This window comes from Lacunimicrobium album (genome assembly GCF_052161635.1).
Classification (GTDB): Bacteria; Planctomycetota; Planctomycetia; order Planctomycetales; family Planctomycetaceae; genus SXPC01.
In genome coordinates this window covers 4,739,366-4,760,259 of sequence record NZ_CP197413.1, presented here as the reverse complement: position 1 = coordinate 4,760,259, position 20,894 = coordinate 4,739,366, and the positions used below count along the sequence as shown (strand labels likewise).

Genomic DNA, 20,894 nt, shown 5'->3' with positions numbered 1-20,894 from the left:
TAACACTCCAAATAGCTGGCCGGCAAGCACCAGTGTCGCATCACGGATGAGATCCGCAGACGGAGTTCTGCGAAAGTTCCAAGGACTAGGAGCGAGAGCGCATGCTTTCTAAGTGGAGTCTACTAACGAGCCGATTCAATCGGGCCTGTCAGCGAACTGTCGTTGCTGTCACGACAACCGCGATGCTCGCCGGCCAGTTCGGACTGGAACAGGCGTTTGCTCAATCCGGATTTTCTCCGGCCTATCAGGGCATTGTCCAAGCTCAGAACGCCGAAGAGCGAGAAGTCCCGCTCGATTCGCGAATCAGCTCGATGCCTGATGTCGAAGATCAGTTCGACGTCATTCACCACCGCAGTCAACTGATGCTGACGAATCGTCGCATCAAGCGGATGGCGATTGCTGACCCGTCGGTCATCGAAGTCGCCCCGTACAGTGACACAGAGATTTCGGTCATTGGCCTGTCGCTGGGAACAACGACATTGACGCTGTGGTTCGAAGATGATGACGATCCGCTGATTTATCTGGTCAATACAATTCGCGACCCTGCTCTGGAAGATCGACGACGTGTCGACTATGGCAAGCTGGAGCGAAAGCTCGCCCTGCTCTTCCCGAACAGCAAGGTCTATATCATCCCGATTTCTGGCAAGATTATCGTGAAGGGACAAGCTCACGACAGCCAGGAAGCGACCCGTATCATGCAGGTTGTGCAGGGCGAAGTCATTAACCGCGAAGGGGGAATGGCTGGTGCTCCGATGACTGATGGTGGTGGGGGTGGTGGAGGAACAGATGGGATTGCGGTCGAAAGCGGTGGCGGTGGACGACTCTTCGGATTCGGGAACGGATCTGGTTATGTGGTCGATATGCTGCAGGTTCCGGGCGAATTCCAGGTCATGATTCGAGCCCGGATTGCCGAGCTCAATCGCTCGCAGTTGCGACGTTATGGGGTCGACCTGAATATCATTTTTGCCAACGGCCAATCGATTGGAACGAACATGTCGGGCGGTGCCCCGACGTTGAGCGGGATTTTCGAGGAAGGTGACATCATCACTTTGATCGATGCCCTGGCTGGTAACGGTACCGCGACGATCCTGTCCGAGCCTGCGTTGACGGTTCTCTCCGGTCGCACGGCGAGCTTCCTGGCAGGGGGCGAATTTGCGGTTCCGACGGTCGTCGGTATCGGTGGAGCACAAGGTCAGACGACGACTTTCCGGGGATTTGGTACGTCGTTGCTGGTGACGCCGACTGTTGTGGATGGGGATAATATCCGTCTGCAGATCGTACCGGAGTTTTCACAAACGACGTCTGGTAACTCGGTCGGAGGGATTCCCGGGCTGAATTCTCGACGCTTGAGTACGGTGGTCGAACTGCGAGAAGGTCAGACGATCGTGCTCGGCGGACTGCTGTCTCGTCAGCGAAATACAGAAAACAACCGCATTCCCTGGCTGGGTAGTCTGCCGGTGGTCGGCCCTGCCCTGTTCAATGCCAAGCGATCGACGGAAGACGAGTCGGAACTGCTGATCATCGTCACGCCTGAGATTGTGCGACCGATGGATCCTGATGAAGTTCCCCCGATGCCGGGCTTCTATGCACCGCATCCGAACGACTGCGAGTTCTATCACTACAACATGGTCGACGGGGCTCCGGATCAGAACGTCTATCAACTGGCTCCCTGGGGTAACAAGTCTGGGTATGGGTATCAGGTGGGTTACAACCACTTCAATCCTGGTGCCGCTCAGCCGATGTATAGCCCGGTCCCGTCTGCTGGTCAGGGGCCACAAGGTCAGCAGCAACAGCAGCAGCCTTACAGCATGCCAGGGCAGGGCCAGCCGATGCTTTCCCTGCCACAGGGTCAGCCAATGCAGCCTGGCTATTCCATGCCACCTGCTCCGATGACTCCTGAAGGGTATCAACAGCCGATGTCAAACTATGCACCGCCGATGGGTGGCCGGAACGGGATGCGACCATCTCAAACGGGCCAGCCTCCCGTGCGACAGCCATCGTCAGCGATTCAGCCAGTTTCGGGTGAATCACATGGTCGATCAGCATTGCCATCCCGACTGTATCAACCACGACAAGGTCGATAAGTCACCCTTCCAGTTTCCGTGACCATTCTTTCTGTGGTCATTCTTCCTGTGACCTTTCGAACACGACTCCGATCGCCGATGCGAGGAATGTTTATGCGTAAGTTCTGGTCCATTTCGACACGACAACTGGCCGGTGTGGCTCTGTTCGGGCTGCTGACAAACGGCCTGACCGGCTGTGCGAGCCTTCATAGCCGAGGCGGAAACGAAGCCTGCGGCGTCGAGCAGAGCGGCGGACACGTGGGCTGCGATGATGGCTGCCGATCCGGTGGCTGTGGCAGCGGCTGGAAGGAAAAATGGTATGGCTGGTGCGTCGGGAAACACCGCTCGCACGCTATCCCTGAGACCCTGCCGCTGGGGAGCACGATTCGTTCTCACTACCAGGTGATGCAGACCAATGCGGAAGCTGCGGACTTCATTCTGCATGATCACGACTTCGTCGGTGAAACAGCTGAGCTGACGCCGCTGGGACGCGATAAAATCATGGAGATCGCGGCCCGGATGCGATCTGCTCCGTTCCCCGTTCTGGTCGAACGCAGCGAGAACAACTCGAATCCAGAGCTCGATGCGTATCGACGACAGATCGTGGCCCAGGTGCTCTACGACCATGGCAATCCGGATGCGGATCAGCGAACGATCGTTGCGTTGCCGTACGGAATGGGATTCCAGGCTGTTGAAGCTCGCGCCAATTATGGAGTCCATATTGGTGGCGGACTGGGCAATAACAACGGCTTCAATGGGAACAACGGCGGCGGATTTGGCGGTGGGGGAGGCGGTGGATTTGGTGGCGGTGGTGGATTCGGCGGGTTCTAATTGTCGATCTCGCTGTGCTGCTTAGAATCCGAGAGCCTTGCCGGCATGACAAGATGCTCAGGATGGAATTCAAAAAGGGAGACACGAACGATCGTGTCTCCCTTTTTTTGTTGTGCGATGGAAAAAAGTCTGATCCGTGAGGCAGCAGGCTGCGTTTTGACATGGTGGCCATGAGGTCACAGTAGCCAAGACCTGTTGCGGGCGTTACAGTCTGAGAAATCGATCGGGTGTGGTGGTCACGCCTTGATCGATGCGTCTTGTGGCTGCTTGTCCCGACGTACTGCTGTCTGAAACGAGAGGATGTTCGATGAGCGAAGCTGGTTCTGCGATTCCGAGCCCTGCTGCTTCTTCCGGTAAGAAGAAAGAAGACCGGATTTATCTGGTTTCCTACCCGAAGATCGTCTTCATGTATCCGACGTTCCTGATGGCGATCATCGCCGGGATCTACATGCAGTTTTTCGGTGCCAAAGGTGCAGACCTCGCGACTGCGCAGGGAAACATCATTATGGGCGGTATTTTCATGGGGATTTTCACCATGAATCTGATCGTCCTGGCGTTCGATTTTCCTCGTGCGACGTCGCTGACGCTGGTGTTTTTCATCGTCGCGCTGGTGCTTGGTTTTTATCTGGTGACGATTTCGTTTCCTGATTTCCTGCCGTCGGTGTTGTCATCGATCCGGAATATCAAGCCGGTGGCGAATGCGTCGTTCTATTACTTCATCGCGATTGTGCTCGGGATCATTTACTTCTTCGTGTGGGTCGGCGTTCAGCTGGATTACTGGGAAGTTGGCCCGAACGAACTGCTGCACCATCACGGGTTTCTGTCTGACCTCGAGCGTCTGTCTGCTCCGAGCATGAAGATCGACAAGGAAATCAACGACTTGTTCGAATACATCCTGCTGGGGTCTGGACGACTGATTCTGCATCCGAGCGGAGAGCGCAAGGCGATCGTGCTGGATAACGTCTTCTTCATCGGACAGAAGGAACGCGAGATCACGCGGATGCTCAGTGCTCTGCAGGTTCAGGTGAAGACGGATACGTAAGGCTGTTGGCATTGCCGTTGTGAACAAAGAAATTTGACCACAGAGTCACGGAGGATGCAGAGAAGAAATCGGACTTCTCTGTGATCTTCGTGGCTCTGTGGTTTTCGTAATTTTGGTGATTGAGGTATTGAGGGCGCGTTGTGAGTCGGATGCGCTTCCTATCGGTCGCGGCTCTGTTGAAGATATTCTTATGCTGAAGTCATTTGACGAATTGTTTGCAGCGGCGGATGCTGCTCCGGAACCGGTGACGGTCGTTGCGGCTGGTGGTGCGGATGTGACGGTGTTGCAGGCGATGCATCAGGCGCATGAGCGTGGCTGGATCAAGCCGATGGTGACCGGGAGCGAGCCGCAGATTCGTCAGGTGGCGGAGACGATCGGGATCGATCTGCGGGCATTTTCGATCATTGATGCCGAGAAGCCTGCACGCGCTGCAGTGCAGCAGATTGCGGAGAAGAATGCGAAGGTCCTGATGAAGGGGCAGATCGCGACGCCGGAGTTTGTGAAAGCGATTCTCGATGACGAGGACGGATTGACGATCGGTCGCGCGATTTGTCAGATGGTGCTCATGGAGATTCCGCGTGACAATCGTCGTTTTTTGATGACTGATACGGGGATCATGATCAAGCCGAAGTTCTCGCAGAAGGCTGACATGGTCATGCATGCGATCGAGACGGCCGAAGCGCTGGGCGTGCCGGAGCCCCGGATCGCGATGATGGCGGCGACGGAGAAGGTCAACGAGAAGATGCCGGAGACCGAAGATGCAGCGAAGCTGGTTGAGCAGGCCAAGCGTGGCGATTTCGGGCGCTGTACGGTCCAGGGGCCGCTGTCGTTTGACCTGGCTTATGATGCGCTCGCCGGTGAGAAGAAGAAGATCGAGGGGGATGTCGTGGGAGCAGCCGATGCGATGGTCTTTGCGGATCTGCTGTCGGCGAATCTGACAGTCAAAGGGATCATGTATACGGCGGACTGCAAGTTCGGCGGGATCTTGTGCGGGACGTCGGTGCCGGTGGTGTTTATGTCACGGGCGGACTCGGTCGAGACGCGAATGCGGTCGTTAGCGTATGCGTTGGCGGTTGGTCGGTATGAGTGAGCAAGTGTGTTAAGGACGACATACTTAGCGGGGTTTCATCGGGAGGCCGTTGATCTTCTGCATGAGGCGATGAAGTTCGTGGTCGTAGGCGGGGGTTTCCTGGCGTCGCTGGTCGACGATTTTGACGGCGTGCATGACGGTCGTGTGATTGCTGAGGCTGAAGTATTCGCCGATGCGTTTTAAGGGGAGAGTGGTCAAGCGCCTGGCGAGCCAGATGGCGGTTTGACGTGGGTGGGCGATGGTTTTGTTGCGGTCTCGGCAGCGCATGGCTTTCACGGTGACGCCGAATTGGGTGGCGACGCAGGAGGCGATCTGGGAGATCGTCGGTTCAAAGGTTTCGGTCTCTTTGAGGAGCAGAGAGCGGACGAATTTCTCGCTCAGCGCTGTCCGTTCGGACTGGGCGGCACGTCGGACCTGCTTGACGACGGCGTCGATCTCGCGTGGCGAGCCTTCGACGATTTCCGACAGGGTCTTCACGACGTCGGCAGACATCGTGAAACCAAGTTGGTCTGCGAAGTGCGTGATCAGGGTTTCGCGCGAAGACTGGCTAGGGTTATTGAGAGGTGCAGTGAGGCCAGTCCGGAAGCGGTTCCGCAGGCGTGGGAGGATGCTCTGGAGGTCGCCGGGGGATTTTCGCGAGGTGATCAGGACGCGGGTCTGCTGAATCGCGAACTGGTCGAGTCCCCAGGTCAGGATTTCCTGGGCTTTGGGGCTACGTTCGATCGTGTGGATGTCTTCAATGATGACGGCATCGGTGTTCGTCAGGTTATCGCGGAACGAGAAGGCGTCGCTGCGGGAGAGGGCTTCGTGGAGGTCCTGGATGAATTCGTGACAGGAGATGGTACGGACGACGTGCTCGGGATGCTGGGCGAGGTATTCCTGCTCGAACAGGCGGGCGAGGTGAGTCTTGCCGACGCCGGAGGGGCCGTGGAGATAGACGAGCGAGGGAGCAAATTCGTCGTCGAAAACGGAGAGCAGTTGCGAAGCAGTGAAGGCGAACCGATTTTCCGCGAGCAGGCAGAACGGCGCCGGGAGGGGCGTCGTGATTCTGTGCGAACTCGCAGGCCTGGTGGCGGACATCCGGTCACCACAACCCGCGCTCTGATCCTGTTTACTAAGATCGAGGGTCGTATCAAATCAGAGTAGGGAAGGAGGAATCCGTTCGCCTAGTTTATGCAGCCGATAGAGACTCAGAAGAAAACTTCACCACGAAGACTCGAAGGGCACTAAGGTTCACAAAGAAGAATTTTCAGGGTATCGCGGGCAAAGAAATTCAAGAATAAATTACTTTGCTTTCAGCGCTTAACCCCTTGGTGAATCTTTGTGTTCTTTGAGCCTTTGTGGTGAAATTTTGATCTGACATGATTCTGCAATTTGCTCAAGACGAGGAGCGTACCACAAGGGTTGGGCAAAGTAAATTTCGTCGCGTGAAATTTCATCAAGAGCCGGTGCCAGGGGGGATGACCTTGCCCTGAGGGTCGACCTCATTGCTTTTGACGGCACCGGCGAGTCCCGATTGCAGCGGTGCGTCAATATAATGCTCAAGTCTTTCGGCGACATGGTGAAGGTGGTCTGGTGGGAGGGCGAATTCTTCGTCCAGATACGATTCCCATAAGCGGTGAGAGCGGATGAGCTGCTGGCCGCGGGTTTGGCCCAGGTCGGTGAGACTGACGGTCGCTTGGGAAAGACGTTTGAGATGCTGCTGACGCGTGAGTGCTTTGAGGGCGTGGGCGTACATCCAGGCGTGGGGGCGTGTCGGTAATTCGAGGATTTTCTGAATCTGAAGTTCGGTGATGGGAACGTGCTGGGTTTCGGCTCGTTCCTGGATGCGGTAACAGGCGAGGAGAATGTCGTCTTCCATGATCTGGAACTGGAAGGCGATGCGGTGATAAAGGCGGGCCAGTAAACCGGAACCGGGGGCGAACGTGACAACGAGGGCGTAGAGCATGCCACTGCACACGGCGATCATGCCCGGGACATAGGTATCTACCGCGACCGCAGAGTAGTAGCCGGTGATGCAGGAGATGACTCCGCAGATCGATGCGAGGATCAGCATTGTCACCAGACGGGTCGAGATCAACTGTGCGGTCGCGGCGGGGAGGATGAGCATGGCGACGACGAGGACACTGCCGACGAGGCGGAATGCGGTGACTGCGACGGCGGCGACGAGGAGCATCAGAGTGTAATGAATGAGGTTGGATGAGAAGCCCTGGACCTTGGCGTATTCCGGGTCGAAGGAGACGAGTTTGAGTTCTTTGAAGAAGACAACGACGAAGGCGATGGTGATCGCGAGAATCAGAAAAATCCAGGGGAGAACGCTGGGCATGGTGACGCCAGCGATGGTGACGGTGTCAAAGATGATGTAAACGAGTTCGCCTTCGAGGACGCAGTTGACGTCGATATGCACGCTACCATCGCGCGTGACGATATCGATCAGGAAGATGCCAAGAGCGAACAGCATCGTGAAGACGATCCCAAGAGCCGCATCGGCCTGAATGAAACGGGACTGGCCGAGGAGTTGTGTCAGGACAGTGGTGAGGACGCCGAAGGCCAAGGCGCCGATGAACATCGGCCCCGTATCGAGGGTGTTCGTGATAAGGAACGCGAGGGCCAGCCCCGGGAGGACGGCATGGGTGATCGCGTCGCCGATCATCGACATGCGTCGCAGGACGAGGAAGCATCCGAGGATCGCGCAGGTGACGTTGCACAGGCTTGCACAGAGGATCAGCCAGAATTCTTCGATGATCATATTGCGGCCTCCGCTTTGCGAGGGGAGGACTCACGGGTGAGGGACTCGGCGTAGGCGTCGTTGGTCATGAGTTCGAAGAAGTCGATATCCAGGAGAGGCTGGGCGTCGAGGGCGGATTTGGCGAGAGTGATGCGTCGATCCATTTCGGTCGCGAGTTCGATGCCCTGCGGCGTCAGTTGGGCGGAAGAGTCGGAGATGGTCAAGTAGCCGAGTTGCGACGCGCGGTTGGCCATGGGGAGTTTATGCTCGGGGAGTGGGCCTTGGTGTTGTCCCTTCCAGGCTTCGAGGAGGTCGAAGAGGAACTGGCGGAGCTTCCAGGATTGCGTCTGCGAGTTGCCGCTGAGCCACGCGGAGAAGAGTCCTTTACCGGGGGCGACCAGGAAAGAGATGATGAAGAGCGAGCCGGCGAAGAGGATGATCATCGCGCCGGTTGGCGTTTCCAAAGTGGCGGAGATCATCGACCCTGCAATGCCGCTGATGGCGCCGATGATCGAGGAGAGTGTCAGTAAGACGACGAAGCGATTCGTCCACAAATTCGCGGTGCTCGCCGGAATGATGATCAACGCCGATGAGAGGACGACGCCGACAATCGGCAGCGAAACGACGACGGTCGCGGCGAGGAGGCCCATCATCAGATAGTCGAGAAAATGGACGGGCCAGCCTTGGGATTTCAGGTATTCGCTTTGAAAAGTCAGGCCGAGGAATTCTTTGTAGAACAGGATGACGAGTGTGACGCCGATGAAAGCGATCGAGGCGATGATGATGACGTCTTCCATCAGCATGCCGGAGGCTTTGCCGAACAGGAAGCTGCTCAGGCCCGCTTTGCCGACAGCGGTCGTTGACTGGATCATGCGGTTGAGGGCGACTCCGGCGCCGAAGAAGACGCTGAGGACGATGCCGATGACGGCGTCGGGCTTGGTCTTCGTATAACGTGGCAGCCAGGAGATGAACCAGACGGCAATCAAGCTGACAATCGCTGCTCCGATCATGAGAACGCCCTGCGAGCGGTATCCGGTGAGAACGAGAGCTAAGCAGAGGCCAGGGAGAGTCGCATGGGCGAGGGCATCTGCGGTGAGGCTGCGTTGACGCAGAACCGCGAAGGTGCCGACAAGCCCGGAGCACGCCCCGATGAGGCCCGTACCGAGGAGGATCAGGATGGTGTTGTAGGTCCACATGGAAGTATTAAAAACTTTTCACCACAGAGAACACAGAGGGGCACAGAGTCTCACGGAGAAAACATAGGAAGTAGTGATTTCGATGAAACAACAACTTGGCAAACGAGTCAGACAGTCGACAACATCAAGCCTTAGACCTCTGTGTGCCTCTGTGCTACCCAGTGTCCTCTGTGGTGAATCCTCTTACCCTTTTTTCTGGATGCTGGTGGCGAGTTGGTCGAGGAGGTCGAGGCGGCCGCCGTAGGCTCGTTTGAGGTTGGTGGCGTTGAAGGTGGTTGACGTTGGGCCGTAGGCGATGAGGCGTTTGTTGAGCAGGATGACGTGGTCGAACTGCTCGCTGATCGATTCGAGGTCGTGATGGACGACGAAGATCGTTTTGCCTTGTTCGCGGAGTTTCTTGAGCAGGTTGAAGATGATGGCTTCCGTGCCTGCGTCGACGCCGGCCATCGGCTCGTCCATGAAGTAAATGTCGGCTTGTTGAGCGAGGGCGCGGGCGATGAAGACGCGTTGCTGCTGCCCGCCGGAGAGTTGGCCGATCTGGCGGGTCGCGAACTCGGTCATGCTGACGTCTTCGAGAGCGCGACGGGCGATGTCTCTTTGCTTACTGCCAGGGCGTCGGAACCAGCCGAGGCTGCCGTAGGTTCCCATGAGGACCGTTTCCATGACGTTGATCGGGAAGTCCCAATCGACGGAAGTACGCTGAGGCACGTAGGCGATACGACGACGAGCTTTGTCAATCGGCTGTCCCTGGACCTGGACGTTGCCGGTGAGTGTCGGGACGAGGCCGAGGATGGCTTTGATGAGGGTGCTTTTACCGGCACCGTTGGGGCCGATGATGGCGGTGAGCTGTGGCTGGTCGACTTCGAGGTCGATGTTCCACAGGACTGGCTTCTTCTGGTAGGCCACCGTCAGGTCGTGGACATCAAGGAGGAAAGGCATAACGACTGGGCTTACGATTTTGGTTGGAGGGCGTTGACGATGGTGTGAACGTTGGCGCGGATCATGCCTTCATAAGACTCTGCGCCCGAGCCTGCGGGGCCGGTGGCATCGGAGTACAAAGTGCCGCCGATGGTGATGCGGTGACCACGATGGGTCGCCCCCTCGATCAAGGCGCGGAGGTTACGGTCGTTGAGTGTCGACTCGACAAAGATCGCGGGGACCTTCTTCTCGACGATCAGATTGACGAGTTGGTTGATCTTGCTGACGGACGCTTCGTTTTCGGTGCTGACCCCCTGAACCGGATGGACTTCGAGGCCGTATGTCCGTCCGAAATAGGAGAAGGCATCGTGACCGGTGACGAAGATTTTGACCGGGAGTTTCGCGAGTTGTTCGCGGGTTTCGTGATCGAGTTGGACGAGCTCTGCTTTGTAGGTCTGCCAGTTTTTCTCGAACTCGTCTTTGTGTTCGGGGTAAAGCTCGATCAACTTCTGCGCGGTGTATTCGCCCGCTTGAGTCCAGAGGGCGACGTCGTGCCAGATGTGTGGATCGTAAAGATCTTCGCCGAGGTGGATCAGCTTGTCGTGGTGATGATCGTGAAGATCTTCGGTGACGGCGAAGGTTGGTCTCGTCTTTTTCATGGCTTCGAGGGCGGGTTGGAGATTGCCTTCGAGGTGAAGCCCGGAGTAAACGATCATCTGGGCGCGGGTCATGCGGTAGATGTCGCTGGGGCTGGCTTTGTAAAGGTGAGGGTCGATGTCCGGCCCCATGAGGACGTGAACATGAAAACGCTCACCGCCGATGCGGCGAATGAAGTCGCCGACCATCTGAGTCGTGCAGACAACGAGCGGACGGCCGTCATCGGGCAGAATCGTGGAGGAGAGGCAGCCGGAGTTCAGGGTGAGGGCGGCAGCAAGAAGGAGCGATAGCAGTGCTCTACGCGACGTTTGAGTCGCTGGATCGCTGGTCCGAATTGTGGGTGCACCCATGATGATGATTTCGACGACAGAGGATTGGCTGCCGAAGAGATTTTAGCCATGGCTACACTTTTGTCAAGAGGGGATTCGGATTGACCTGCTTTGACCCTATCCGGAAGCCCTCACCCCGGCCCTCTCCCGAGGGGAGAGGGAGGTAAACGGATAGGCTCTAAGTGAATCCAGCTATCAGAGAACGGGTAGTCAGGGTTGTCCCAACCCTGACGGCGTAGCCGCTAGAAACACGGTCAACTGCACATTGGACGTCGATTAAAGTGATTCTGTTCGTGCCGAAGCGGCACGACCCGGGTTGGGACAACCTGGGCTACCCCATCAGATTCAAGCAACCGGGCGTGACGACGATTTGCGGTTGCGCCAGTAGGTGCATTTTTCGAGCAGGATGATTTTGTCGATCGGCTTGGTGAGGAAGTCGTCGCAGCCGGCTTCGAGGCATTTCTCGCGATCGCCAGCCATGGCATGGGCGGTGAGGGCGATGATCGGTTTGTCGTAGCCACGGGAGCGGAGTTCGCGGGCGGCTTGATAGCCGTCGAGGACCGGCATCTGCATGTCCATCAGGACAACGTCGGGGACGAAGAGTTCGTTGGTACTGCCCTGCCCCATGAGGCGATCGACGGCCAGCTGGCCATTTTCGCAGATCGTGACGAGAACGCCCGCCTTCTTGAGCAAGAAGCTGATGAGGCGCTGATTGTCGGGGCCGTCTTCGACGAGGAGAATCCTGGTCCCCATGAGTGGCTCTGCGGAGATTTCTGTCGGAGCGTCAACTGCCTGGGCGGGTTCTGCGGCGCGAGGCTTTTTCGAGATGATATCACGAGAGGCGTTGATCGGGATACCGGTGGTCAGGATCAGCGTGAACGTGCTCCCCTGGCCGAACTGGCTGTCGACGGTGATGGCGCCGCCGAGGATTTCCGCCAGGCGTTTGGCGATCGTCAAGCCAAGGCCCGTTCCACCGAAGCGACGAGTCGTACTGGAGTCGGCTTGCGTGAAAGGCATGAAGAGCATGTCCTGCTGCTTTTCAGTCATGCCGATGCCGGTGTCTTTGATTTCGAAGGAGATCAGGTAATCGTGACGATGGACATCTCGCAGTGCGCGGACAGTGACGGTGACGCTGCCCTCTTCAGTGAATTTGACGGCGTTGCCGATGAGATTGAAGAGGATCTGTTTGACACGGGTCGGATCGGACTGGATGCGTGCAGGGATCAGGCCTTCGAAGTGCAGGTCGAGAGTGATCGATTTCTCATGGGCTCTGGCCGAGAGAATACGGACGACGTCCTGGACCAGTTCGCGCGGGTTGTAGTCGATGCATTCGAGGGTCATGAACCCTGCTTCGATCTTCGAGAGATCGAGAATATCGTTGATGACCTGCAACAGGTGCTCGCCGTTGCGGCGGATGACGCCGACGAACTCGTTTTGCTGGGCGAAGTCGCTCTGACGGATGGCATCGTTGAGGAGATCGGTGTATCCCAGGATCGCGGTCATGGGGGTGCGGATCTCGTGGCTCATGTTGGCCAGGAATTCACTCTTGGTGCGGCTGGCGAGTTCGGCTTCTTCCTTGGCGCGGCGGATATCGTCTTCGGCTTTCATACGAATGGTGACGTCGCGGATCACCGTGATCGACCCCTTGGCGACGCCGGACCGGTCGCGTAGAGGGGAGCGAATTGTTTCGCCTGAGAATTGAGAGCGATCGCGTCGAACATAGCGGACGATCTCACTGCTGGTCGCTGAGTCAGCCGCGAAGGGAACTGGCAGACAGACGCCTGCGACCTGGGTCGTTTCGAGCTGCAGGGATTCGAGTGACTTGCCGATCAGTTCGCTTTGGGAGAAGCCGAAGAGCATTTCGACGGCGCGGTTGCACATGGTGATGCGGTATTCGAAGTCGGCGATGATGATGGCATCGGAGACGCCGTTGATGACGTTTTCGAGTGTCGAGTGACGTCGAGCCAGTTCGTCTTCAGTGGACTTGCGATGGCTGACGTCCATGTGGGTGCCGGACATCTTGAGGGGATTGCCAGCAGCATCTCGCGAGTAGGCATAGCCACGAGAGTGGATCCAGGCGTAGCTGCCGTCTTTGCGTCGCATGCGCGAAATGATTTCGAAGTGGTCGGTTTCACCGCGCAGGTGAGCTTTGATGTGAGCGTCTTTATTCTCAAAATCATCGGGATGATTCAGGCCGATGCAGGTTTCGATCGATTCTGCCAGGTCGCCATGTTCATAACCGAGCATCGAGTAGTAGCGATCGCTGTAGTAAACATGACCGGTGGTAATGTCCCAGTCCCAGAAGCCGAGGTCGCCGCCTTGAAGAGCCATTTCCAGACGCAGCTGGTGATCTCGCAGTGCCTGCTCCATTTGCACGCGTTCCGTGACATCGGACTGAATGGCCATATAACCACGATAGATGCCCTCGTCATCAAAGATTGGCTGGCAGTCGATCTCCATCCATCCAGGCGAGCGGTCCGAGCGAAAATATTGAAGCTTACCGTGGAACGGACATCGTTTTCTGATGGCATCACGAATTGGTTTAGCCTGATTTTCGTTCGGGAGAACGGATGGCATGATTTCGACGGGAGATTTGCCCCGGATTTCCTCGAGCGTATAGCCCATGATCCTGGTGAAGCCATCGTTGCACCAGGTGATGCGTTTGTTCTCGTCGACCATGAGGACGGCGCTGGAGGTGCATTCTGCAACCACGGCGAGTTGTTTCATGCGGGCAGCGTACTCACGCAGTTTCAGGTTCTGCTGGTGGAGTCGCTTACGATAGTTGTAGACGAGGATAATGGCGATCAGCGAAGTCGCCAGTAGAAGCAGTCCGGTTTCGTGGATGCGGTCTTCGCCGTGTTTTTGGATTTCGTTGGTCAGTTCCCGCCGGAGACGTGAGAGGCAGTCCGCCAGATCCGCGCGAACAGCCTGAGCCTGGGGACCATTGGCCAGATCGAGGGCGGTTTCTGTTTCGCCGTAGGCGAGCGTTTGCAGGGCCTGACGGTCTCTCGCGTCGATCATTTTAAAGAGGTCGTTGATCTCCAGCTGGAGATTGCGGACGACCAGATTCTCCACACGGATGCTGGCAGGCAGCGAATTCATGATCTCGTCGAGAGTCGCCTTCATCGCCTGAGAGGCGTTGTCGTAATCACGGCGACTGCGTTCAATATCGTCGCTGGCAGTTCGTTCAGATTGCTCGCTGAGTTGAGCGCGCCGGAGTTCGAGCTCCATCAGGTGAGCTTTGAAATTCGACATCTCGGTGATCTGGGAGACGAGCAGCGCGGCATTCCAGAGAACGAGCAGGCAGCAGAGGGCGAAAAACGCTGTCAGCGTTGTCAGCATTCGCTTTCCCAGCCAGGTACCGAGTTCCTGTCCCAGGCGTGTTGGCGAAATTGACATACGCGGCTCGACATTCCGATCGATTTTCAGACACTGCGAAACGGACTCAAGAGGCAGTGCCGTTTGTCCGATGTGTGGCTGACTGCGCGCAGTCAGACCCACCTTTCGGACAGTTCCATTTCGAGGTATCGACCAAACGGCATGGGAATCTACAGGGATCTCCCCCGCGTCATCGGATTTCGAGACGATGCCGAATGGATTCAAAATAAAAAACGTATCGTCGGCTTTGTTCAGAGACCTCTGAATTCCTAACCAGACCAAATACTGGCGGATGCGCTCGCCAGACGCCGCAGGAACGTTTATCCTTGGGCGGAACTCAACTTCGCCGTTCTGACAGGTGGAATGTTCGATATGTCCAAGCCAGCCTATTTGATCTTCGATGTTGAGGCGGTCGCTGATGGCCAGCTGATTTCTCGCGTAAAATATCCGGATGAGACGATTTCTCCGGAAGCGGCGATTGCACAGTTTCGGGCGGAGCAGGCGGCTCAGTCGCCGACGGGAAGCGACTTTATCCCGTACACCTACATGCTGCCGATTTCGATTGCGATCGCGAAAGTCAGTGCCGATTACCAGCTTCTTGATCTGACCGTGCTCGATTCGCCACAGTTTCGATCCCATGTCATGACGGCTCACTTCTGGCAGGGATGGCGTCATTACAACCATCCGACGCTGGTCACCTTTAATGGACGCGGGTTCGATATCCCGCTGCTGGAGCTGGCGGCGTATCGGTATGGAATCTCGCTGCCTGATTGGTTCAATGTGGATGCAAAGACGTACGATCAGTCGAGAAATCGCTATAACACCCATTCCCACTTGGACTTGATGGATCAGCTGTCGAACTTTGGTGCGTCACGGATGAACGGCGGGTTGAATGTTCTGGCGAATCTGATTGGCAAGCCGGGGAAGACGGGAATCGATGGTTCGATGGTGCAGGACCTGTATCATCAGGGGCAGGTGCAGAAGATTAATGACTATTGTCTAGCGGACGTGCTGGATACGTACTTTGTGTTTTTAAGAACCCGCGTGCTCCTGGGACGCCTGACCCTGGAGCAGGAACATACGCTCGTCGAACATGCCAAGCTACTGCTGGCGGCTCGGCAGAAAGAGAATCCGGCGTTTGCCCATTATTTGTCTCACTGGGGTGACTGGAATCCGCCCGGCTGAAGTGGGTTGGAGGTGTGTCGATTCGTTGGTGAAGCGTTGCAATGCGTGACAGCGGCTCGGACGGAGCCTCGCCCTCCCTGTCTGGCGGTCTCTGATGCGTGGACACAGATGGACTGGCTATTGTCAGACTTACATCGAACGTGACCGCAGTGTTCAGGCATCTTTACCTCGATCACTGCTGGCGGTAAGTTGCTGGTCTCTCGGGCGCAAGGACTGCGCTCATTTTTTTCCAGTCACCATCTTCGGGAGATCAGCAAGGATGCTGAAGCTCATCGATGTTCCATCGATTTTCAGACAGATCACGGTCACACTGGCGGTTTTGTCGCTGTTGTCAGCCTGGTCGCTTCAAAGGACGTCTGCGAAAGATTTTCGGATCTATACCAGCGTCGCTGACGAGTCGAATCCGAAAGCCAAGCCGGTTGTTGTGGCTCGCAGTCTGACGATGTTTCGGGCTGGAAAAGTCTATGACTACATGGATCAGCTCGGCGAGTTGGTTGTCTTTGAACCGTCTTTACAGCGTTACATTGTTCTCAACGGCAAGCTGGGGCTGCAAACGGAAATCGGCTTTCCGCTCATCAATCAGCACCTGACGGTCAGCGAACAAAAAGCAAAAGAACTCTTGAGCCTCAAACCAGGCCAGCCGGATGCACTCAACGCCGGTGATGCCGCGTTTTTGAATTTCCAGTTGAATCCCCAGTTTCAAATTACCGGTCGTGCCGGCGACAGCGTTCTGACGATGAGTTCTCCCCATTTGACCTACCAGGTCAATGTTTCGACTGACGTCGAGAAAGAGACTCTCGATGATTATTTCCGCTACGTCGACTGGACTGCCAAACTCAATCGTATCCTGCACCACTCAGCGATGTATCCACAACCGCGTCTGGTCGTCAATCAGGAATTGAAGAGCCGTGGTTGCATGCCGAAGTCGGTCACGTTGCGCATGAGTCTTCCTGAACCACGACAGTTAAAAGCCGATCACCAGATCCAGTGGGAACTTGACGAAAGTGATCGCACTTGGATCAACGACTGGGAGAAACTGCTGAAGGATCCTGAGATCAAAGCAGTGCCGCTGGTGGAGTACCAGAGGTCGTTTCTGGCCGATCAGGTGAGTGCCTCGCGATAATTTTCAGATCCATTGCAGCGGGTCTGATTCGATGCGACTTGGCCAACAGGTGAGGTCAGAAAAGCGATTGCCGAGTTGTTCGGCGAGTTGTTCCATGGCGAAGCGTTCGCTGGTGTAGTGGCCTAGAAGAATCAGGCCGATGTTCTGGCTACGGGCCTTCAGGCAGTCGTGGAATCTGGCTTCGCCGGTGATGAAGAGATCAACCTCGGCGAGGTCCATGAATTGGGCGGCTGAGCCACAGCCAACGCCGATGGTTTTGACAGGGCGAGATGAGTCGCCGACGTACCCGAGGGTCGTGTTTGGGAATTCTGATTTGAGCTGGTTGAGGACGTCTCCCAGTGTTTTTTCAGTGGGAAGTTCGCCAACACGACCGATGCCGACCGGGCGAGTGAAGGCTTCGTCGATGTGAGCATTGCTGGCTTGTTTCGGGTTAGCGACGAGTTCCTTGAGCGGCCTGGAGGAGAGCACTCCGAGTCTGCTGATGAGTTGCTGGTTGATGCCGTCCCAGGCGGAGTCGAGGGCGGTGTGAGCGGAGTAAACTGCGACGTTGGCTTTGGCGAGGGCGAGGAGCATTGCACCTTCGGAGGTCTGCGTCGTGAGCCGGTTCACGGGCTTAAAGAGGATCGGATGGTGCGTGATGACGAGGTCTGCGTGAGTTTCAATTGCTTCCTGCGCGACGTCAGGCGTGAGTGTTAAGCAGGTGATCACCTTGCTGATATTTGACGAGGGATCACCGAGCAGCAGCCCGACGTTGTCCCAGGATTCCGCGAGCGCCAGCGGGGCAAGTTGTTCGAGGTGAGTCAGAAGGTCTTCGAGAATCATGATGGCGGCCTGTCGCGGTAAGAGGGAATGACCTCTTGGTTGTCGGACAGGACGGGGCGTGTGTCAAGGAAGATGCAGGGGCATTCCCTGACGTGGGTGGCATCTTGGAAGATGAGTCGATTGATGGTTGGCTGGTGGAGGAGCGAATGGGAGCGAACGAGTGCCTATGCCCCACCCTCATCCGCCCTTCGGGCACCTTCTCCCCTCAAGGGAGAAGGGACAGTAAAATTACGCGGCGAGTTTGCGGTTAGCGGTGCGTTCCTGGATGCCGAGCATGTTGAGGATTGCGGTGGCTGCTTTTTCCGTGGCGTTGTCGTGGTTGTGAGACTGGCAGACTTCGTGCATCTCGTCTCGAATCAAGGCGAGCGTACGATCGCTCGACAGCCAGTGGTTGAGGATGTCGCTGATGTATCTCTCATAGCGGTCTGGCATGTCGTGGAACGCGAACTCGGGCATGAGAGGACGTTTAACGAACAGATTCGGCAGCGAGGCATAATCACAGGTCATGAAGAAACGAGCAGCCATGTAGAAGATAAGACCTGTTCGGTACATGACGACGGCGGGGCATTGTCTCGCGAGGACTTCCAGTGAGACTGAGCCAGAGACCATCAGACAGCAGGTCGCCGACTGGACAATTTCAGACAGCTTGCCGGTGTGAAACTGGACGGGGAGGCGAGGATCGAACTCGACCCACAGCTGTCTGCAAAGTTCAAGCTGATTCGGTTTGTAATTCGCGACACGGAATTCAATATCGCGATGCTTGGAAGCGAGCGTATTCATGATCCGCAGCATGTGCGGAAAGTTGGCTTTGACTTCCGATCCACGCGAACCGGGCAGAACCGCGACGATGCGTTTGCTCGATGAGTTCATTTGATCAATGAAAGCCTCGTCGAGTTGCTTGTCTGCGACTTCGCTGAAGAACGGGTTGCCGACGAACTGGCAGTCGACCCCTTTGCTCTGGTACCACTCGGTCTCGAACTGCAGTCCTGAGAGAACCAGATCGATGTTGCGCTGGACACGTTTGACGCGCCAACTCGCCCAGGCCCAGAGTTGCGGCGGCATGTAATAAACCGTTCTCACGCCCGCGCCACGTGCGTACCAGGCCATCCACCAGTTGAAACCAGGGTAATCGACGAGGACGACGGCATCTGGTTTCTCGCTGCGGAAGATGGCACGGGCGCGCCAGGCGAGTTTCCAGAACATCCAGATGAACGGCAGGATCTGGACGATTCCCATGAGCGGATAATTCGCCATCGGGAACAGAATCTTGCAACCCGCTTTTTCCATCTCGTGACCGCCGTAGCCGTAGAACTCGGCCTGCGGTACGCGCGAGCGGATTTCGCGGATGAGTTCAGCGGCGTGGTGATCGCCACTCGGTTCGCCGACGGAGAAGAAGATTTTCATGAGTAGGCGCTAGGTATTAGGCGTTAGGCGTTAGGAAGAGCGGAGGGCAAGATAATCGGAAATGGGGAAATGCTGATAGGGGAGTTTAGTTGTTGGAACAATGATTTCAGGCGGGAGGGGTTGTATGGGAACGGCAGGGTGATAGAGTTGAAACGGTAGATCCCCTGTTTGATTTTTGGAGTCGTTCCTCCCGGTGATGTTCGCCTGGATAGAACGCTCGTTTTCTTCTGTAGTTCGAAGTTGTGATGGTTGAACGCATCGATTCTCAGGAAACGGATATTTCCATCCCGCAGGCGCAGTTTGTCCATACGCGTCGTGTCAATTTCAGCGACACGGACATGGCGGGGATCGTGCACTTTTCAAACTACTACCGCTACATGGAAGAAGCAGAGCACGCCTTCTTCCGCTCGCTGGGTCTGTCGATCATGTTCCCGATGGCTGACGACGTCATGGTCGGCTGGCCACGCGTTTCCTCGCAATGCAACTACGAAGCCCCTGCTCGATATGACGATCTAGTCGATATTCATGTCAACATCGAACGGGTCGGGGTGAAGTCGGTGACGTATCAGATGAACCTGTTCGTAGGTGAGAAGCGCATTGCGCGTGGTCGCATGAAGACGGCATGTTGCCTGTGTCGCGCGGACCACACGCTGGAGTCGATCGAGATCCCGGTGGAATACCGGGAGAAGCTGACCGAAAGCCCGTTCGTCGGGTAACAGAGAATTATGCCACAAAGATCACAGAACAATACCGAAGAGAACCGCAGATAAACACGGATCAACACAGATAAGAAATCCCAATCCGCTTATCTGCGTTCACCCGCGTTTATCTGCGGTTCAAACTATTCTTCTTGTCTTATCAGTCTTGATCCGTGGTTACATTTCTTATGGCTTCGCTGCGGCTTTCAGGTAGTCCGCGCAGGAATCCTTCATCGTCAGGTCGCGGAAGTTTTGGATGCGGTGGAACGTCAGGTAGTTGGCGTCGTGTTGGTTGTGGGCGTTGCCGGAGTCGTCTTTGAATGCGGTTCGGCTGGCGACGATGAGGTCGTCGTCTTCGAAGAGCCAGTCGACGTACTGGAAGCCGACGGTTTTGTGGTCGGGGTGATGCAGGATGACGCTGCGAATTTCCCAGGTCTTGAGGTCCTTGGATACTGCGAGGGCGAGGGTGTTGCGCTTGCTGGCGGGCTTTTCATTGGGGACGAAGTCGGGCACCCAGTTGGTCAGTGTCCAGTACGACTTGGTTTGTGGATCGAAGCGGATCGTGAATTTCTTGGCGCCGCCGGGGAACTCGATGAAGTCCTTTTCAGGATCGAACGTGACCTTCTTGCCATCGTCGTCAATATGCACGACGGCAGCTGTTCTTCCGAGATTGTCATCGACTCGCAGAATGTCGACGAGGTCTCCCTCGGGAGTAATGACGGCGTTGCCTTCGAGGAAGGCGTTGAACTTGCCGTCGAGCCATTTCGGGTTCTTGACGATCATGTCTGAGAGTAACCAGGAATCCCGGTCGAGCAGGTCTGACCCGATGGGGGCGGAGATCATCATGGCGCTATAGCGATCGCCCCATTTGGCGCTGCGACTGGCTTCTTCGAAGGCGCGCCACAGGCGGCCATTGTGTTCGATGATCGGCATGGGGGCGGTGTGATACTTCCCTTGGGCGATAAGGCCGGTCTTGGCATCGAGCGGTTCGGTCCATGTGCGGCCGATGTCGGTGGAACGACGGATCACGAGGTCCTGGTGTTCGCCGGTCGTGCCGAGGAGATAGAGAGCGCCGTTGTGTTCGAAAATGTTGGCCCAGAAGAGGTGATCCAGCGACGCAATCTGCTGCCACGTCTGGCCGGCGTCGAGGGATTCGAAGACATAGGTCGGATAATTGTTTTCTTTGGCCGCGTTGGGGCCGAAGAGATCGAGCTTGGCGAGGTAATGGGTCTTGCTGAGCGCAATGATGCCGGGGGAGCCGACGTATTGTTTCTTCGCGACACTGGCCGGGTGATGATAGATGATGATGCCAGGGACGTTGTCTTCGGTCGACGTCGATGTGGCAGGATCAGCAGCAGGCATCAGCAGGGACAGCCAGGAGTGCAGGATAAGAGCGAGCGCAAACATCGAGGGACCTTTCAGGCGGGAAG

The 20,894-nt window shown here is 56.5% G+C and carries 16 protein-coding genes; 7 read left to right on the top strand and 9 right to left on the bottom strand.

Going from position 1 to position 20,894, the window contains the following annotated elements; genetic code table 11:
* Positions 1 to 101 precede the first annotated feature (101 nt).
* The 4 genes from SH248x_RS19070 to SH248x_RS19055 all read left to right on the top strand — a co-directional run bounded on the left by SH248x_RS19070 (position 102) and on the right by SH248x_RS19055 (position 5,026).
* Entirely contained in the window at positions 102 to 2,084 is a 1,983-nt protein-coding gene (locus SH248x_RS19070; RefSeq protein ID WP_459555917.1) for a type II and III secretion system protein family protein, read from the top strand.
* A gap of 93 nt (positions 2,085 to 2,177) precedes the next feature.
* Positions 2,178 to 2,894, top strand: coding sequence for a hypothetical protein (locus SH248x_RS19065; protein WP_459555916.1), 717 nt, complete (start codon positions 2,178 to 2,180; stop codon positions 2,892 to 2,894).
* Positions 2,895 to 3,201: 307 nt separating this feature from the next.
* Positions 3,202 to 3,936, top strand: a complete 735-nt coding sequence (locus tag SH248x_RS19060; protein ID WP_459555915.1) for a hypothetical protein — start codon at positions 3,202 to 3,204, stop codon at positions 3,934 to 3,936.
* 190 nt (positions 3,937 to 4,126) lie between these two features.
* Positions 4,127 to 5,026: a phosphate acetyl/acyltransferase gene (locus tag SH248x_RS19055; RefSeq protein WP_459555914.1), complete on the top strand. Its 900-nt coding sequence runs from the start codon at positions 4,127 to 4,129 to the stop codon at positions 5,024 to 5,026.
* Positions 5,027 to 5,050: 24 nt separating this feature from the next.
* On the opposite strand, the gene SH248x_RS19050 is transcribed toward SH248x_RS19055, so the two are convergent.
* From SH248x_RS19050 to SH248x_RS19025, 6 genes are all read right to left on the bottom strand, one after another.
* Positions 5,051 to 6,106 (bottom strand): DnaA/Hda family protein, encoded by a 1,056-nt coding sequence (locus SH248x_RS19050; protein ID WP_459555913.1) that lies wholly within the window; start codon positions 6,104 to 6,106, stop codon positions 5,051 to 5,053.
* 358 nt (positions 6,107 to 6,464) lie between these two features.
* Entirely contained in the window at positions 6,465 to 7,775 is a 1,311-nt protein-coding gene (locus SH248x_RS19045; protein WP_459555912.1) for a metal ABC transporter permease, read from the bottom strand.
* Complete coding sequence (locus tag SH248x_RS19040; RefSeq protein WP_459555911.1) at positions 7,772 to 8,950, bottom strand: metal ABC transporter permease; 1,179 nt, start codon at positions 8,948 to 8,950, stop codon at positions 7,772 to 7,774. Before SH248x_RS19040 ends, SH248x_RS19045 begins: the two co-directional genes overlap by 4 nt.
* A 183-nt stretch (positions 8,951 to 9,133) precedes the next feature.
* Positions 9,134 to 9,889 carry a metal ABC transporter ATP-binding protein gene (locus SH248x_RS19035; RefSeq protein WP_459555910.1) on the bottom strand — a complete coding sequence of 252 codons (756 nt, stop codon included), beginning with the start codon at positions 9,887 to 9,889 and terminating at the stop codon, positions 9,134 to 9,136.
* Between the two features lie 11 nt (positions 9,890 to 9,900).
* A complete protein-coding gene (locus SH248x_RS19030; RefSeq protein WP_459555909.1) occupies positions 9,901 to 10,875 on the bottom strand; it encodes a TroA family protein in 975 nt (324 codons plus the stop codon).
* A gap of 324 nt (positions 10,876 to 11,199) precedes the next feature.
* Positions 11,200 to 14,253 (bottom strand): PAS domain S-box protein, encoded by a 3,054-nt coding sequence (locus SH248x_RS19025; RefSeq protein ID WP_459555908.1) that lies wholly within the window; start codon positions 14,251 to 14,253, stop codon positions 11,200 to 11,202.
* A 351-nt stretch (positions 14,254 to 14,604) separates the two neighbouring features.
* Here SH248x_RS19025 and SH248x_RS19020 point away from each other — a divergent pair, with 351 nt between their 5' ends.
* Together SH248x_RS19020 and SH248x_RS19015 are read left to right on the top strand one after the other, a co-directional pair.
* Positions 14,605 to 15,417, top strand: a complete 813-nt coding sequence (locus SH248x_RS19020) for a 3'-5' exonuclease (protein WP_459555906.1) — start codon at positions 14,605 to 14,607, stop codon at positions 15,415 to 15,417.
* Between the two features lie 259 nt (positions 15,418 to 15,676).
* Positions 15,677 to 16,540 (top strand): hypothetical protein, encoded by an 864-nt coding sequence (locus SH248x_RS19015; protein WP_459555905.1) that lies wholly within the window; start codon positions 15,677 to 15,679, stop codon positions 16,538 to 16,540.
* A 3-nt stretch (positions 16,541 to 16,543) separates the two neighbouring features.
* On the opposite strand, the gene SH248x_RS19010 is transcribed toward SH248x_RS19015, so the two are convergent.
* Together SH248x_RS19010 and lpxB are read right to left on the bottom strand one after the other, a co-directional pair.
* A complete protein-coding gene (locus tag SH248x_RS19010) occupies positions 16,544 to 17,362 on the bottom strand; it encodes a Nif3-like dinuclear metal center hexameric protein (protein WP_459555904.1) in 819 nt (272 codons plus the stop codon).
* A 228-nt stretch (positions 17,363 to 17,590) separates the two neighbouring features.
* Entirely contained in the window at positions 17,591 to 18,766 is a 1,176-nt protein-coding gene (lpxB, locus tag SH248x_RS19005; RefSeq protein ID WP_459555902.1) for a lipid-A-disaccharide synthase, read from the bottom strand.
* A gap of 245 nt (positions 18,767 to 19,011) precedes the next feature.
* Here lpxB and SH248x_RS19000 point away from each other — a divergent pair, with 245 nt between their 5' ends.
* Positions 19,012 to 19,482, top strand: coding sequence for an acyl-CoA thioesterase (locus SH248x_RS19000; protein WP_459555901.1), 471 nt, complete (start codon positions 19,012 to 19,014; stop codon positions 19,480 to 19,482).
* Positions 19,483 to 19,650: 168 nt separating this feature from the next.
* Here the strand turns inward: SH248x_RS19000 and SH248x_RS18995 are convergent, their stop codons facing one another.
* Positions 19,651 to 20,871 carry a sialidase family protein gene (locus tag SH248x_RS18995; RefSeq protein WP_459555900.1) on the bottom strand — a complete coding sequence of 407 codons (1,221 nt, stop codon included), beginning with the start codon at positions 20,869 to 20,871 and terminating at the stop codon, positions 19,651 to 19,653.
* Positions 20,872 to 20,894 lie beyond the last annotated feature (23 nt).